The organism is Acinetobacter sp. 70_2 (assembly GCF_056736115.1).
This window is the reverse complement of record NZ_JBWZIP010000012.1, coordinates 452,010-468,144: the sequence shown is the minus strand read 5'-3', so window position 1 is coordinate 468,144 and position 16,135 is coordinate 452,010. Positions and strand designations below refer to the sequence as shown.

12 protein-coding genes and 1 rRNA gene are annotated in these 16,135 nt (G+C 39.7%); 7 read left to right on the top strand and 6 right to left on the bottom strand.

Features of this window, described 5'->3' with window-relative positions:
- Positions 1–4: 4 nt before the first annotated feature.
- Positions 5–119 (top strand): 5S ribosomal RNA (gene rrf, locus AC1PJ9_RS06045).
- A gap of 176 nt (positions 120–295) precedes the next feature.
- Positions 296–892 (top strand): glutathione S-transferase family protein, encoded by a 597-nt coding sequence (locus AC1PJ9_RS06040; protein ID WP_311087310.1) that lies wholly within the window; start codon positions 296–298, stop codon positions 890–892.
- Positions 893–940: 48 nt separating this feature from the next.
- Here the strand turns inward: AC1PJ9_RS06040 and AC1PJ9_RS06035 are convergent, their stop codons facing one another.
- On the bottom strand, positions 941–1,633 hold the full coding sequence (locus AC1PJ9_RS06035; protein ID WP_025465232.1) for a TIGR04219 family outer membrane beta-barrel protein: 693 nt from the start codon (positions 1,631–1,633) through the stop codon (positions 941–943).
- Between the two features lie 630 nt (positions 1,634–2,263).
- On the opposite strand from AC1PJ9_RS06035, the gene AC1PJ9_RS06030 reads away from it, so the two are divergent.
- Positions 2,264–3,742, top strand: a complete 1,479-nt coding sequence (locus AC1PJ9_RS06030) for a sodium-dependent transporter (RefSeq protein WP_004704674.1) — start codon at positions 2,264–2,266, stop codon at positions 3,740–3,742.
- Between the two features lie 12 nt (positions 3,743–3,754).
- On the top strand, positions 3,755–3,898 hold the full coding sequence (locus AC1PJ9_RS06025; RefSeq protein WP_004704675.1) for a methionine/alanine import family NSS transporter small subunit: 144 nt from the start codon (positions 3,755–3,757) through the stop codon (positions 3,896–3,898).
- A gap of 41 nt (positions 3,899–3,939) precedes the next feature.
- Here AC1PJ9_RS06025 and rsmB read toward each other — a convergent pair whose 3' ends face one another.
- Both rsmB and fmt read right to left on the bottom strand, forming a co-directional pair.
- Entirely contained in the window at positions 3,940–5,244 is a 1,305-nt protein-coding gene (gene rsmB / locus AC1PJ9_RS06020) for a 16S rRNA (cytosine(967)-C(5))-methyltransferase RsmB (protein ID WP_311087309.1), read from the bottom strand.
- Positions 5,241–6,203: a methionyl-tRNA formyltransferase gene (gene fmt, locus AC1PJ9_RS06015; protein ID WP_311087308.1), complete on the bottom strand. Its 963-nt coding sequence runs from the start codon at positions 6,201–6,203 to the stop codon at positions 5,241–5,243. Before fmt ends, rsmB begins: the two co-directional genes overlap by 4 nt.
- Before the next feature lie 345 nt (positions 6,204–6,548).
- Between fmt and ilvD the strand changes: the two genes are divergently transcribed.
- The 3 genes from ilvD (at position 6,549) to AC1PJ9_RS06000 (ending at position 10,791) form a co-directional block, all read left to right on the top strand.
- Entirely contained in the window at positions 6,549–8,378 is a 1,830-nt protein-coding gene (ilvD, locus tag AC1PJ9_RS06010) for a dihydroxy-acid dehydratase (RefSeq protein WP_019458622.1), read from the top strand.
- 313 nt (positions 8,379–8,691) lie between these two features.
- Positions 8,692–9,981 carry a hypothetical protein gene (locus AC1PJ9_RS06005; RefSeq protein WP_151750261.1) on the top strand — a complete coding sequence of 430 codons (1,290 nt, stop codon included), beginning with the start codon at positions 8,692–8,694 and terminating at the stop codon, positions 9,979–9,981.
- A gap of 78 nt (positions 9,982–10,059) precedes the next feature.
- Positions 10,060–10,791, top strand: a complete 732-nt coding sequence (locus AC1PJ9_RS06000; protein WP_049066739.1) for a sulfite exporter TauE/SafE family protein — start codon at positions 10,060–10,062, stop codon at positions 10,789–10,791.
- A 9-nt stretch (positions 10,792–10,800) separates the two neighbouring features.
- Here AC1PJ9_RS06000 and AC1PJ9_RS05995 read toward each other — a convergent pair whose 3' ends face one another.
- The 3 genes from AC1PJ9_RS05995 to ppc form a co-directional block, all read right to left on the bottom strand.
- Positions 10,801–11,691, bottom strand: a complete 891-nt coding sequence (locus tag AC1PJ9_RS05995; RefSeq protein ID WP_151750262.1) for a LysR family transcriptional regulator — start codon at positions 11,689–11,691, stop codon at positions 10,801–10,803.
- 79 nt (positions 11,692–11,770) lie between these two features.
- A complete protein-coding gene (locus AC1PJ9_RS05990; RefSeq protein ID WP_068933368.1) occupies positions 11,771–13,066 on the bottom strand; it encodes a solute carrier family 23 protein in 1,296 nt (431 codons plus the stop codon).
- 297 nt (positions 13,067–13,363) lie between these two features.
- Positions 13,364–16,048: a phosphoenolpyruvate carboxylase gene (gene ppc / locus AC1PJ9_RS05985; protein WP_311087307.1), complete on the bottom strand. Its 2,685-nt coding sequence runs from the start codon at positions 16,046–16,048 to the stop codon at positions 13,364–13,366.
- Between the last annotated feature and the right edge of the window lie 87 nt (positions 16,049–16,135).

Here is a 16,135-nt window from a genome sequence, read left to right as displayed (position 1 = left end):
TTGTGCTGGCGACCATAGCAAGAGTGAACCACCTGATCCCTTCCCGAACTCAGAAGTGAAACCTCTTAGCGCTGATGGTAGTGTGGGGTTACCCATGTGAGAGTAAGTCATCGCCAGCTCATTATTCCAAACACCCCCATTCTAAAGAGTGGGGGTGTTTCTTATTGCGCGGAATAAATATAAAACTCTGAATGTAGACAATAAAAGCCGATATATATTAATTCTAAGAAAGAGTTCTGTTATAAGTAACAAGAAAATTAATCTTTTAAGTAAGCATAATAAGGGAAAAGGATCGATGATAATTTATGGCGATGTAGATTCGGGTAACTGTTATAAGATTAAATTATTACTTTCCTTATTAAAAATTAATCATAAATGGGTCCATGTTGATATTTTAAACAAAGAAACTCAAACAGATGATTTTTTGTCGTTAAATCCCAATGGAAAAATACCTGTATTAGTGCTGGATGATGGTCGTGTTTTGAGTGAATCCAATGCTATTTTAGGTTATGTAGCTGAAGGAACAAAATTTATTCCTACAGATCCTTTTATTAAAGCAAAAATGTATCAGTGGATGTTCTTTGAGCAGTATAGCCATGAACCATTTATTGCAGTTGCTCGTTTTATTAATAAATATTTAGGATTACCAACAGAAAGAATGGAGGAATATCATAATTTACAGCCAAAAGGCCATAAAGCGCTATCTATTATGGATAAAGATTTAGTAGAGTATGATTATCTTGTTGGAAATCAATTAACCATTGCTGATATTGCTTTATATGCATACACACATGTCGCGGAAGAAGGTGGCTTTGATTTAAATTTATACCCAAATATTCGAGCATGGTGTCAAAGAATTCGGGAATATTTAGGTTATGTAGATATGATTTAAATAAAAAAGAACTCATATAGAGTTCTTTTTTATACCTGAAAGTCTGATTTAAAAATGTGCTTCCAAGCCTACATATGGACCTTTAAACTCAAATTTAAGGTCATTGTTATCATAGTCATCTAAGTCAATATTGAGTACGCGGTAGCCAGCTTTTAAACCTAAATCAACTGCTAAATTATCGATAAATTTATACTTTACCTCTGCTAATGCATCTGTGATTTTTGCATCATTAAAGTTTGTATAGGTTGCTTCACCTTTAGCACTTAAACCTGTGAATGGAAGTTTTACTTCGCCTGACAAATAAGCGATAGGATATGTTTTATCTATATCCACACGTTTGCCAGTATAAGCAGTGATATCACCATTTAATACAGTTGCCCCAAGACCAGCATCTACACTCACAATATTATCGAGTAACTCGTAGTAAAGAATAAAATCGCTATGATCTAAATTAATTTTATAGTTAGCTTGGCCTAAGGTTTCTGACTTGGTTTGCGTATCTAGATTTACATAGCGAATTTTTGCATTTGGAATAAATGGAATTGGGTGCTCAAAAGCTAATGATAGTTGAGCACTACCTTTTCGATCTAAATCTTGGTCATCTGGTAATTGTGAAGACATGTTTGCTTTACCATCGTAAAACCAGTAACTCACGTCTCCTTTAACCCCTATAAAATCCGCTTGAGCAAATCCGCTAAGACTCATCCCGAGTGCTAGAAAAGACATTTTTAATATCTTCATCATCATATCCTAAGTAAAAGAAATCTTTGAGCGCATGATATAGATATCTGGGTAGTTATGCATTGATGAAAAATAGTGTATAAAAAACTTATAGAGCTTTAATTTTTTAAAATATTTTATGTTTTTGATTTTTATATAAAAATATGTATTTTGCTATAAAAGTTATTTTATAGAACTTAGTATAAATTTTGTGAAAACAGAAAATAATGTTTTGCTCATTATTATGAGAAAAATTAGTTGATATATCTACTTTGTGAAATCTAAAAGAATTTAAATGGTAGAAAATATCATTGTATATAGCAGCACAATAATATGCTTTAAAATACTAATATCAGTTAAAAAATGATCAGACTAGATCAAAATTTCTAAAAAAACGTAAAATTTCAGATGGAAATTACAGTAAAAAGAAATAAAAACAGGTATTGTTCAGCTATATAGGGGCAAAAAATGGACAAAAATCTTTAAGGAAGAATTTTCTATTTTTGCTTGTTTGTTTAGGGAAGAAAAATACTCAAAAGGTTCATTTTATTTTCTACAAACACAAAAGTATTTTTTGGTTCTTTTTTTGCATGCGGAATAACAATCAACAATAGCAGTAAAAATAAGTAATCTCTTAACATTAGGTGTTCTATGACAGATTCTCGTGAAAACTGGACGTCACGATCTGGTTTTATTATTGCAGCCGTTGGTTCGGCTGTAGGCTTAGGTAATATTTGGCGCTTTCCATACGTTGCATATGAAAATGGTGGTGGTGCGTTTCTTATTCCTTACTTACTTGCACTCATTACTGCTGGTTTACCGTTACTATTTTTAGATTATGCGGTAGGTCATCGTAGTACAGGTTCACCTCCTAAAGCCTATAGAGCTTTGTTTAAGGGCGGAGAAACTTTAGGATGGTGGCAGGTTTGTGTTTGTATCATCATCGGTTTGTACTACGCAAGTGTACTGACTTGGGCTGGCAGTTATATTTATTTCTCTATTGGTCAAATGTGGGGAAGTGACCCAGAAGGCTTCTTCTTCAATACTTACTTACAGACCTCAAAAGCAACAGGCTTTGATTTGCAGTTTGTAAGTCATCTATTTTGGCCAATTGTAGGAATTTGGGCGCTGACTTTAATCATTTTATATGGTGGAGTGAAAAAAGGTGTTGAATTATCGAATAAGATTTTCATGCCCTTATTATTTGTTTTGTTTACCATTTTAGTGATTCAATCATTGCGTTTACCTGGTGCGGCACAAGGTTTAAATGCATTCTTTACCCCAAACTGGTCTGCCATGATGGACTATAAAGTTTGGTTAGCTGCTTACGGTCATACCTTCTTTTCACTTTCTGTTGGTTTCGGGATCATGGTGACCTATGCATCCTATTTAAAACCAAAAACCAATTTGACAGGTTCTGGTCTTATTGTTGGTTTCGCCAATGCATCAACAGAGATTTTAGCGGGTATTGGTATTTTTGCTGCGCTTGGTTTTATGGCGCATGCGGCAGGTACTGAAGTTAAAGATGTTGTGAGTGGTGGTATTGGACTCGCATTTATTGCATTTCCTAAAATTATTTCAAGTTTAGGTTCTGGTGCTGACCTATTTGGTCTTTTGTTCTTCTCTTCATTATTTGTAGCTGGTATTTCTTCAATGGTTAGTATTTTGGAAGTGCCGATTGCAGCGATGCAAGATAAGTTAAAGTGGGGACGTAAGAAAGCTGTAACCATTATTGGTGGTGGTAGTGCGCTTGTATCAATTATTTTATTCTCAAGTGTAAATGCAATTAAGCTTGTTGATATTGTTGACCACTTTATTAATAACATTGGGATTATTGGTGGTGCATTGATCTCAATTATTAGTGTAGCTTGGTTTAAACGTTCAGCACTTAAAGAGCTTCGTGACCATGTAAACCGAATTTCAACTATTCAATTAGGTAAAGGTTGGGACTTCACTTTAACTGTTATTACCTCTTTAATCTTATTAACAACACTTTCTATGACTGTTTTTAATTTGATCAAAAATGGCTATGATACTTATAGTATGAGCTTACAAGGTATATTCGGCTGGGGCAGTGTAATTTTCTGTGCAGTCGTTGCTATCGTGTTAAGCAAAATGAAAGATCGCTAGGAGGATAAAGGAATGAATACTTCGGCAATCGTGATGATGATCATTTCAATGGTGTTTGTATGGGGTGGGCTGGCTTTATCCATCTTACATTTATCTAAGCATCCTGAAGAGTTAGATGAAGTTTTAGAAGAAGTAAAAGACCAGCACACACTTTGATACTGGTCTAGAAAAAAAGCAGGCTCTTAAGCCTGCTTTTTTTATGCAATTTTTTGGATTTTACAATAATAAAATCCATCACCAGATTGAGCTTGTGGCAACAATTGTTTGCCATGAGTTTGTTCAATTCCCCAAGCTGCTTCGATTTTCACTTCTTTTGCATCAGTATGCTCTGCAAAGAAGTCGATCATCTGTTGTTCATTTTCAGCTTTTAAAATTGAACAAGTGATGTAGAGCAATGTGCCGCCAACTTTAAGTTGTTGCCACATGTGTTCCAAAATCTGCTTTTGTAGCTCAATGGTTTGCGCTATATCGGTAGATTGACGTAATAGGCGTATGTCAGGGTGACGTCGAATGACACCTGTCGCAGAGCAAGGTGCATCAAGCACGATACAATCTACTGGTTCAGTCGGAGTCCACTCGGTTGCATCGGCGGCTAGAATTTCAGTATGGTTTTGATCTAGTGCTAGTCGGTTTAAGTTTTCAGTCACGCGGACTAAACGACTCGCGTCCTGATCAATGGCGATTAACTGTGCTGGTTTAAATTTTTCTAGCAAGTGAGCTGTTTTACCACCTGGAGCAGCACAAGCATCAATCACTGTTTTATTGTTTAAATCAGGCAATAGAGTTGCACATAGCTGTGCATGTTCATCTTGTACAGAAAACCACCCCTCTTCAAAACCAGGTAACTGAGTGATTTGTATAGATTGCTCAAGAACAATACCTGCCTCAGACAGAGCACAAGCACGTGCCTGAATATCTAGACTTTGTAGTTTTGCTAAATAAGCATCTCGACCAATGTGTCGCTGGTTCACTCGTAAAGTTAAAGGTGCAACTTGTTTTAATGATTGGCAGAGCGCTTCGGTTTGTTCACCCCAATCTTTTTTTAGTCGCTTAAAGAGCCAACTTGGTAAGCCATGCGCTTGCTGTAAACCTTGCTGAAAATCATCAGTTTCACGAGTAGCTCGGCGTAAAATAGCGTTTACAATGCCGCTGAGTGCAGGGAATCCAAGTTGTTTGGTCGCATCTACTGTTTCTGAGATGGCAGCGTGCGCTGCAATACGCGTACATAAAACTTGATAAAGACCAACGTATAGACAGGTTTCTACTGTCTCATTGTTTAAAGGTTTGCTGAGCAAAGGTAAGCTAATTGATTTAAGTGCAAACCATTGACGCAATGTACCTAATACAAGCTCATGAAATAGTGCACGGTCACGCTCTGCCACTTGATTGAGCTGTGTATTTAAAATACTAGCAAGTGATTGCCCTTGCTGAACTTTTAGTAACGTTTGGACGACTTGAGCACGTAGATTAAAGCGTGATGAATTTGAAGTAACCTGACTCATGGCAGAATCTGTCCTACGTGAAGTTTTTGAGTTTGCGCTATTTGTTGAGCATTTAATGCTTTACCACCCGGCCACTGTACACTCGTCAAACAAATAAATGTATTTTCACCGCAAGCAACATGCACGCCTTGTTTATCAATTGCAATAATTTCACCAACTTGGGCATCTGCTTTGCTTTGACTAGAGACTAAAGAGTTCCAAACACGCAGAGCATTGTTCTCATCAAGCTGAACAAAAGCGACTGGCCAAGGGTTAAATGCACGGATATTTCGGTCAATTTGAACAGCATCTAGTGACCAATCAATACGAGCTTCTGACTTTACGAGTTTATGAGCATAGACCGTTAAGCTTTCGTCTTGGACTTCGCGTTCTGTCAAATATTTTTGTAGGGTTTCTTCTGACTCAAGTACCGCACAAATTGCTGTTGCACCTTGATCTGCAAGTTTGTCATGCAAAGTCGCAGAAGTATCTTCGGCAGTGATTGGGCAATAAGTTTTATACATCATATCGCCTGTATCTAAACCGGCAGCCATTTGCATGATGGTGATGCCAGTTTCGTCGTCACCTGTTGCAATCGCACGTTGAATGGGCGCTGCTCCACGCCAGCGTGGTAATAATGAACCGTGAATATTTAAGCAACCATATTTAGGTGTATCGAGCACAGCTTGTGGAAGAATCAAACCATAGGCTGCAACCACCATCACATCAGCGCCTAAAGCAGCAAGTTCTTGTTGAGCAGCCAAGCCTTCTTCAGTTGAAGCTTTGAAGTGGAGTGGTTGATAAACAGGAATATTGTGTTCAAGTGCAAGCTGTTTTACAGGAGATGGCGTTAGTTTTTGTCCACGACCCGATTTACGATCTGGCTGAGTATAAACCGCGATAATTTCATGGGAAGTTTTTAATAAAGCCGCCAATGCTATTGCAGCAAATTCGGGGGTGCCAGCAAAAATAATTTTCACAAATGCAATCCAAAAAGAGTTTATGGGTAGTATACGTGAAAAACGTTTGAAGCCCTAAACTCATAGCGATCGAGCGTTTTAGTTTTTTAATAGTGAACAAAAAATTATTGAAAAAATTTTATTGATAAAAAAAGGTTATAAAAAAATAAAAAATTATTCATGTAAGTTTTGCTAAATATTGACTGAGTATTATCGTTATTGGCTTTCCCTATATTATTTGCTTCTATAGAATGGAGAATGATCAAATGATGATGAGTCAATATTCCGACTGATCTAACGCTATATCAGTATCATTCAGCCAGAGTGGAAGAAATTCCGCTCAAGCACAACTTGTTGGAAATACAAATGCCTGACTATCGTTCAAAAACATCGACACACGGAAGAAATATGGCTGGCGCACGTGGCTTATGGCGTGCAACAGGAATGAAAGATGAAGATTTCGGCAAACCGATTATTGCGGTGGTCAATTCATTTACTCAATTTGTTCCGGGCCATGTCCATCTAAAAGATCTAGGGCAGCTTGTCGCAGCAGAAATTCAGGCAGCAGGTGGTGTTGCTAAAGAGTTCAATACAATTGCAGTGGACGACGGTATCGCAATGGGGCATGACGGCATGCTTTATTCTTTACCATCACGTGATTTGATTGCAGACTCGGTTGAATACATGGTGAATGCACACTGTGCAGATGCCATGGTGTGTATTTCTAACTGTGACAAAATTACACCAGGAATGTTGATGGCTGCGATGCGCCTAAATATTCCAGTAGTTTTTGTGTCTGGCGGCCCAATGGAAGCGGGTAAGGTTAAATTCCGCGGTAATGAAAAAGCGATTGACCTTGTAGATGCCATGGTTGTTGCGGCTGATGAAAGTTATACAGACGAAGAAGTTGCTGAATTTGAACGTTCAGCATGTCCAACCTGTGGTTCATGTTCAGGTATGTTTACTGCAAACTCAATGAACTGTTTAACCGAAGCTTTAGGCTTATCTTTACCGGGTAATGGTTCGATTGTTGCGACGCATGCAAACCGTAAAAAATTATTCTTAAAAGCAGGTCAGCTTATTGTTGAATTGGCTAAGCGCTATTATGAACAAGAAGATGCAAGTATTTTGCCTCGTTCGATTGCAACTAAGGCTGCATTTAAAAATGCGATGACCCTTGATATTGCAATGGGTGGTTCAACCAATACAGTTCTACATTTATTGGCTGCGGCAAGTGAAGCTGAAGTTGATTTTACCATGGATGACATCGACGAATTATCACGTCGAGTTCCTGTACTTTCAAAAGTAGCGCCTGCAAAACAAGACGTTCATATGGAAGATGTTCACCGTGCGGGTGGCATTATGGCGATCTTAGGTGAGCTTGATCGTGCCAATTTATTGGATGTATCTGTACCGACTGTACATGAGAAAACTTTAAAAGATGCATTAGATAAGTGGGACATTATTCGTACTGAAGATGCCGACGTTTATGAGTTCTATCGCTCATCTCCAGGTGGCGTACCAACGCAAGTGGCATTCTCACAAAACCGTTACTATTCAACTTTAGATGGCGACCGTGAAAAAGGCGTGATTCGTAATGCAGAGCATGCATTCTCTAAAGATGGTGGTTTAGCAGTTCTATACGGCAACATCGCGCTTGATGGTTGTATCGTAAAAACTGCAGGCGTTGATGAATCGATCCTGAAATTTACGGGTACAGCACGCGTATTTGAAAGCCAAGATGCCGCTGTAGATGCAATTTTGGGCCATGAAATTAAAGCTGGTGACGTTGTGGTGATTCGTTACGAAGGTCCACGTGGTGGTCCAGGTATGCAAGAAATGCTTTACCCAACCAGCTATCTTAAATCGAAAGGTTTAGGAAAAGACTGTGCATTGGTGACAGATGGTCGTTTCTCTGGTGGTTCATCAGGTCTTTCAATTGGACATGTTTCGCCGGAAGCTGCGGAAGGCGGTGCAATTGGTTTAGTTGAAGATGGTGATACCATTGAAATTGATATTCCAAACCGTACGATTCACTTAAACGTTGATGATGCGACTATGGCGCACCGCCGTACAGTTCAGGAAGCGAAAGGCTGGCATCCGAAAGAAGAACGTAAACGTAAAGTATCAAAAGCGTTAAAAGTTTATGCAATGCATACAACAAGTGCGGCAAAAGGAGCGGTACGCGTTCTATAAAATATTCAATTTTAATAATTGAGTAGGAAACATGCACCCATTAACACGATGAATTGCTATCATGTTATGGGTGCATTTTTTATGTCTGGTAAAAAAAATCCGCTTGTAGAAAAAGGTGTTTTCAGATCATTCTATGGGTTTGTCATAAAATGGTGATAAAATCTTCACCTATGCAGAAACTCGCGAAATAACATGACATATTTTCTGCGCGAACTTAGGTAGTCATTTTTCTATCTCGACTACTGCTTAACCTTGCACTATGATCAAATAACTTTTGATCTCGCTTAGGATTTATTTTTTAGAGGCACTACTCATGTCACTGCTACGCCGTTGGTTTGACCCTATCCGATCGAGCTGGTTTTACCAAAAACCTTCTCGTCAAGCGGTGTTACCCACGGAAAATGGTTTAAGTATTTATTTACGACTTGATGATGTGTATAGCTATCTGGCTGTTCAGCAATTGTCTCAGCTAGATGAAATTTTAAGTGATGAGCTTAAACCTTTAAAAATTATTATTTCTCATACAGCTTCTGAACCTCCAAACAGCATGACGCATGAGGAGTGGCAGAATTATTGTTTAAATGATGCCAAGATTTTAGCAAATCAGCATCGATTTGCTTTTGATGAGTTCCCAGAAATCCCAAGCCAAGAAGCTTTAAAACAAGCCACAGTCATACTAAAAAGAACCCCATTACAAGGTCAGAACTTCTTCCATTTACTTGAAGATATCTTTCACATGCTTTGGCAACAGCAATATGGAAAGTTACGTACTTTACATGCCATGGCGGTGAAGCATCAGATGCCACAGCACTTTCCAGAACGTATTTTTACAGATGAGCCTGTACAGGCAGCGTACTTTGAATTTGGTGGACGTAAATATCACGCAGTGGATGATTTATTACGTCTAACCCGTCGTTTAAAACAACAAAAGTTACTGACAGGTATTCCGATTTTTTTAATTAATCATATCGAATGGCGTGAACATTTGATTAATGATGCTGAAGCACTCAATGAAATTCAGGCTCTTCATCCTGAGCTTGATGTATTTATTGCTTTAGAAGATCCAATGAGCTGGTTACTTCTTGCGTATATTAAAGAAGAACTCGCAGACTATTATGATATTCAGTTAAAAGTCTATCCGCTTAGTTACCAAGGTCGAGACTGGTTTGACTGGAGTTTGGCAACCCGTGTTTCTAAACGTACTGAAGTGGCTTTTACACCTTTTTGCCGCCCTACAGAAGAAAGTACGCTTGAGATGGCAAAGCTTTTTTATAGTGTGCCGGAAAGTCAGCAACTCGATGCAATTTTTACTATTTTGCAGGCAGTTTGGACGAAAGGAAAAGACCTATCTTTCCAGAGGCATTTTCAAGAGTTACAGCAGCAACTCGGCATTGAGCATTTAACCGAACAGGATGTCCCTTCTCTCTTGGAACACAATGATGCACTTTGCAAAGACAAGCATCAGCCTGATCTGCCGGTTTTAGAGCTACGTATTGATGGTCAAAGCTATGTGTTTAATAGCTTGTACCGAGTTTGGATGATTGAAAGTATTTTTAGTAATGTTTTAGAAGAAAAATACAAAACGGCCTCAACCTCTAATTGAGGCCTACTCCTAAAAACAAGAATAGGGCAAAACCTGTTTTTTCCGTAGCATAACCATGTAGGGAATCGGAGATAAACAGTGACTTTTTTAGCAATTATTATGATGGTGTTCGCCTTTGCTGGCATGATCAAAGGCATGATTGGCCTAGGTTTGCCCGCAGTATCAATGGGTTTACTCACCATCGCAATGAGCCCTTTTCAGGCTGCATCTCTTTTGATTGTTCCTTCAATGGTCACCAATGTTTGGCAGCTTTTTGCTGAGGGGCATGTTTGGGCTTTTATTCGCCGTTTCTGGACTTTGCTCGTAGGCATTGTGGTTGGTTCAATATGGAGCTTTCTACCCACTTTAAGTCAAAGTCACGGGCACAGTAGTGAGATTTTATTAGGCTGTATGTTGGCTTTATATGGGCTTTATGGACTGTGTGTCAAAAAGCTTCCACACTTAGGGAAACATGAGCGCTGGTTATCGCCGATTATTGGATATATTGGTGGGGCAGTCACCGTAGCCACAGGCGTTATTATCATTCCTGTAGTGCCATATTTGCAGTCTTTACATTTAAAACGTGACGAGCTGGTTCAGGCTTTGGGATTAACGTTTACGGTTTCTACCATTTGTCTTGCAGTCTTTTTACACCATAACCCGATGTCTGGAGTAACACTGGACTATCGTTTATCTTTTGCTGCATTGTTGGCTGCACTCATTGGAATGTGGATCGGTAAAAAAATCCGTTATCGACTTAATGAGCAGTTATTTCGCCGTATCTTTTTTATAGGGTTGGTGTCGTTAGGGCTTTATATGATTTTGCACTGAGCCAAATTTCTAAGGGCGATGCTCTAATAGAAAATCTGCAAATTGCTTATAACTGCTAGGCAACTGGCTGAAATTTTGCGTTGCTAAAAGTAGTTTTCGGTTTGCCCATGCGCCGAGTAATTGGATGGAGTGGAAATCATAGTCCGATTGCAGGCGCTGCGCCGCACGGGCAGGCATAATCGCAATACCCACGCCTTTGGCAACGACTTCAGCAATTGCGCTAAAGTTAGGTAAGCGCAAACGGTACTGTATGTTAAAGCCTAATAATTTCGCTTGAGTTTCAATGGACTGTTGCAAAGAGTGGTGGGCTTTAAGGCCAATAAAACCATAGCTTAAAGCCTCTACCAAATTTAGCTTTTGATATTGAGCTAACTCATGTGTAGCAGGACAAATCAAAACTAGAGGATCACTCGCAAATTCTTTAGTTTGCAAATGTTGGGTATCGAAAAAGCTTGAGACCAAGCCAAGGCTCGCAATTCCTTGGGTTAATGCATCTACAATTTCTGAGCTTTCTGCTTCGTGCAAATCGATATTCATTTCAGGATGAAGCACTAAATATTGCGGTAATAACGGAGGCAAATATTCGCTTTGAGCTGAAGAGTTACACCAAAGCGTTAAGGCTTGTGTTGTAGATGACTTAAAGCGCTGCATTTCTTGTTCGAGTTGATCTTTTTGAGCTAAAAGCTGACGAGCATGTTCTACAAAAGCATGTCCCGCTGTGGTGAGCTCTACACCTGTAGTTTGGCGAATAAATAAAGGTGTTTCAAAATATTGTTCGAGTTTTTTTATACGCTCGCTCGCTGCTTGAAGTGAAATAGCAGAGCGATCAGCACCTTTAGTTAGGCTACCTGTAGAGACAATATGAAGAACCAGCTGTAAATCAAAAAAATCAAAACGCATGATAGGAACGTATTGAAGCGCAAAAAATCATCATACTAAATCGGAATGAAAAAAGGCAGCTTACGCTGCCTTTTTGAATTTAAGTTTTATCTTTTAAACTGAACAACCAATTGAGAATAATGGCTGCAAAAGTTGCGGTACCAATACCACCTAAATTGAAATTACCGAACAATAATTCAAAGTTACCAGCACCTAAAATAATCGTCACAGAAGCAACAATCAGGTTTTTATTGTTAGAAAAATCAACTTTATTTTCAATCCAGATTTTTGCACCGGCAATGGTAATTAAACCAAACACGACAATAGACGCGCCTGTTAAAACTGCGCTTGGAATGGTACTAATTACCGCGCCAAATTTTGGAGATAGACCTAAGAAAATTGCGAAGACACCCGCAATCACAAAAACAATAGTTGAGTACACACGAGTGACTGCCATCACACCAATGTTTTCACCATAAGTGGTCATCCCCGGCGCGCCGACACTACCAGAAAGCGTTGTTGCCAAACCATCTGCAACAAATGCTTTGCCTAATTGCGGTGTTAGGTTTTCGCCAGTCATTGCACCAACAGCTTTAATATGGCCTAAGTTCTCTGCTACTAAAATAAGTGCAACTGGCGCAATAATTAGCATAGCTTTGGTATCAAAAGTAGGATGTGAAAAGCTTGGAATACCGAACCATGCAGCCTGTGAGATCTGGCTAAAATCGATTGGTTTACCTAAACCTAAACCATTGGTGGTGATGGCATAAATTGCATAAGCCAAGATTAAACCAACCAACAGAAGTAGGCGTTGTAGTAGGCCACGTGTAAAGACTGCAATACTGCCCATACAAAGCACAGTAATTAATGCCATCCACATTTCAAATGGTTGGCCTGCAACGCCTTTAATGGTAACAGGTGCAAGGTTTAGACCAATAATCATCACAATTGCGCCAGTCACTACAGGCGGCATGAGTTTTTCAATCCAGCGTGTACCCGTAAGCATTACGATGAAACCGATGAGTGCGTAAAAGATACCGCACGCTACGATTCCACCTAACGCCATAGATAAGTTTGGATTGGCACCCGAACCTGTAATGTGCCCAGTCGCTGCTGCAACCACACCAATAAAGGCAAAACTTGATCCTAAGTAACTTGGAACACGACCACCTGTAATTAAGAAAAACAGGATGGTACAGATACCGGACATTAAAATAGCAAGGTTAGGATTAAAACCCATGAGTAGCGGCGCTAAAACAGTAGCTCCAAACATGGCAAATGCATGTTGGATACCTAAAACGGCACTTTGAACTGGTGGGAGATATTCATTGGTAGAGACCGGTCGATGGTCAACATCACCTTGGTAAGGCTGCCATTTTGGAAACCAGTTGGACATAAAATAAGCTCATTATTCTTTAATTGGTGCAATCATACCCTTTCTTGGGAAAGCATTTAATCTCTAGAGAGAAGTATATGGGAGAAAAGTAATTATTTTTTAACGATTGGTATAATATTAATAATTCTAAATATGCGGAATTAGTTATTTTTTTATAATAAAGCTTAATTTTATGATTTTAAAAAATTTTTTAAAAAAATAAAAAATCGGGGAAAATTTATGAAAAATGAGGAACTTTGCAAGTAAAAAGCAGCACATCGGTGATGTACTGCTTTGTCAAACGATTGGTAAAAAAGCTTAGCCCGTATTGCGTAAACCAGCAGCAATACCCGCAATACTTACCATCAGCGCATGGTCAACAGGAGTATTCTCTGCCTGACGCTCCGCTAGGTAATCGCGGCGGCGTTTCATGAGTTCAGCCTGTAAAAGATGCAAAGGAAGTAAGTATGGTTTACGAACCTGCATAGATTGATCAAGAACATCATTATTGCTAAGAAGTTTTGACTCATCTTTTAGAGTTAATAAAGTTTGTACAGCATCTTTTAGTCGTTGGCGTAACTGGTTGCCCAATACTTTTAAATCTTCATCTTCAGTTAAATGGGACTCGTAGTAGAGTGCAATGTTGGCATCGGCTTTAGACAATACCATTTCCAGCATATCAATGAGCGTTTGGAAATAAGGCCATTGCTGAAGCATTTCATCAAGTGTTGCTTTTTGTTGGTCAGCAATCACTTCATTAATGGCAGCGCCAGTACCTAACCATGCAGGCAACATCAAACGAATTTGTGTCCAAGCAAATACCCATGGGATGGCACGTAAAGACTCGATGCCGCCACTCACTTTACGTTTTGCTGGACGCGAGCCTAACGGCAACATTTGTAACTCAAGCTCAGGTGTGACAGTACGTAAGTACTTCACAAAATGTGGGTTTTCACGAACTGTTTGACGATAAACTTTCACAGAATGATCTGTCATACGGTTCATGAGTTCACGCCATTCGGTTTTAGGCTCTGGTGGTGGCAACAGTGTCGCTTCAAGTGTTGCTGCGGTATAGATTTCAAGGTTTTGCATTGCAATACCTTCTAGACCGAATTTGAAGCGGATCATTTCACCTTGTTCTGTCACACGAATTGCGCCAGAGATTGAACCTGGTGGCTGTGAGAATAGTGCCTGTTGGGTTGGAGCACCACCACGGCTAATTGAGCCGCCACGACCGTGGAATAGGGTCAACTGTACGCCGTGTGTACGAGCAATAGCAGTCAGTTCTTCTTGAGCACGATATTGCGCCCAGTTGGCAGACATAAATCCGGCATCTTTTGCAGAGTCGGAGTAACCGATCATGACTTCGTGTTTGCCTTGAATGTGCTGCTTATACCAGTGCATATTGAACAGCGTATTCATGGTAGTGGCAGCGCCATCTAAATCTTTTAGAGTTTCAAACAGAGGCACGACACGTAAAGGGTGCTGAATACCTGCTTCTTTTTGCAATAACAATACAGCCAAAACATCGCTCGGATATTCAGCCATCGAAATAATATAAGCCCCTAACGACTCAGGCGGTTGATCAGCCAAAGTACGCATAGTTGCAAATACTTCTTGAACATCTGGGTGGCCAATCAAACTCCCTTCAGGTTCATTAATATATTTCGGTAGAAGTGGGCGTTTACTTTGTAGTTCCTGAATGAGAAAGTTTTGGCGCGCTTGCTCAGTCCATGACTCAAAATTACCTAAACCTAAATACTCAGTAATGGCTGAAATGGCTTGGCGATGGCGCCCTGATTCTTGGCGAATATCGAGTTTAAGTAATTCAATACCAAAACAGTTCACACGGTAGATAAAGTCGAGAAGTTGACCATTCGCAATTTCTGGAAGGTTACTGTCAATTAAAGAGCGATAGCACAACAATAATGGTTGTAACAGCTCATCTTTGCTTTTAATGACATTGCTGTCATCTGCTTCTAAACCTTGTAGACGCTGCGCTAACCAGTGACGAGTCGCTTTTAAACGCTCGCGTGTTGCACGTAAATACTCGCGATAAGGTTCTGCATGTTGGCTACCAATCGCTTGAATCATTTCTTCGGAACACGTCTGGATTGAAAGTTCCCAACGTAAGTTTTCAATATCTCTGAGGTAAAGGTCAGCAGCTTGCCAGCGTGATAACCACAGCACTTCTTGAGTGATTTGATGAGTAACGTTCGGGTTACCATCACGGTCTCCACCCATCCAAGATGCAAAGCGCACTGGTGCAATATTAAGTGGTAAATTGAGTTGGCAATTGTCTTGAACTAATTCATTTAACTCACGGATAAATTTAGGTACAGCATTCCAAAGTGTTTGCTCAATGGTTGCAAAGCCCCATTTTGCTTCATCGACTGGAGTTGGGCGGTGCCGACGAATTTCATCTGTTTGCCAAGCCGAACTAATTTGTTGTTTTAAGTTCGCAAGTGCATTTTGGCGTTCACGTGGAGTAAGTTTTTGCTGATCAAGCTGTGAAAGACAAGCATTGATATCGTCATATTTTTGAATGAGGGTGCGACGGCTTACCTCGGTTGGATGTGCCGTAAGTACCAGTTCAATATTAAGGTCACAAATTTGCTGGAACAGTTTTTCCGTCGAAATACTTTTATCTTTAAATTTTTGAAATAAGTGGACAAGTGGATTTGGAGAATTAGCCTCCGAATCAAACTCTGCCTGTCTGCGGCTACGCACTACATGGTATTGCTCGGCAATATTGGCAAAATTTAAAAAATGAGAAAAAGCGCGGGTGAGAGGTAATAGCTCTTCATCGGGCAGTTCTAAAAATAATTGTTCTAATTGCTTTTCGGCTTCAGCTTGACCATCACGTGCACCTTTGGCAAGCGCACGGATTTGCTCGATCTGATTAAACAGTTCTTGTCCTGCATGTTGTTTTAGGGTTTCACCTAACAAATTGCCAAGTAAGCGGACATCCTCACGCAGTGGCGCATCGATTTGCTGAACCATGCTATTTTTCTCCTGTTCTTATTCTTATCGAATATAGCGCGATTAACAAACATTCCAAGCTTTGAGCGTAAGAAAATGTGAATTTTT

Bases quoted from the DNA above. Each gene is read 5' to 3' on its own strand.
- AC1PJ9_RS06040 (WP_311087310.1), top strand. From the start codon at position 296: ATGATAATTTATGGCGATGTAGATTCGGGTAACTGTTATAAGATTAAA.
- AC1PJ9_RS06035 (WP_025465232.1), bottom strand. From the start codon at position 1,633: ATGAAGATATTAAAAATGTCTTTTCTAGCACTCGGGATGAGTCTTAGC.
- AC1PJ9_RS06030 (WP_004704674.1), top strand. From the start codon at position 2,264: ATGACAGATTCTCGTGAAAACTGGACGTCACGATCTGGTTTTATTATT.
- AC1PJ9_RS06025 (WP_004704675.1), top strand. From the start codon at position 3,755: ATGAATACTTCGGCAATCGTGATGATGATCATTTCAATGGTGTTTGTA.
- rsmB (WP_311087309.1), bottom strand. From the start codon at position 5,244: ATGAGTCAGGTTACTTCAAATTCATCACGCTTTAATCTACGTGCTCAA.
- ilvD (WP_019458622.1), top strand. From the start codon at position 6,549: ATGCCTGACTATCGTTCAAAAACATCGACACACGGAAGAAATATGGCT.
- AC1PJ9_RS06005 (WP_151750261.1), top strand. From the start codon at position 8,692: ATGTCACTGCTACGCCGTTGGTTTGACCCTATCCGATCGAGCTGGTTT.
- AC1PJ9_RS05995 (WP_151750262.1), bottom strand. From the start codon at position 11,691: ATGCGTTTTGATTTTTTTGATTTACAGCTGGTTCTTCATATTGTCTCT.
- AC1PJ9_RS05990 (WP_068933368.1), bottom strand. From the start codon at position 13,066: ATGTCCAACTGGTTTCCAAAATGGCAGCCTTACCAAGGTGATGTTGAC.
- ppc (WP_311087307.1), bottom strand. From the start codon at position 16,048: ATGGTTCAGCAAATCGATGCGCCACTGCGTGAGGATGTCCGCTTACTT.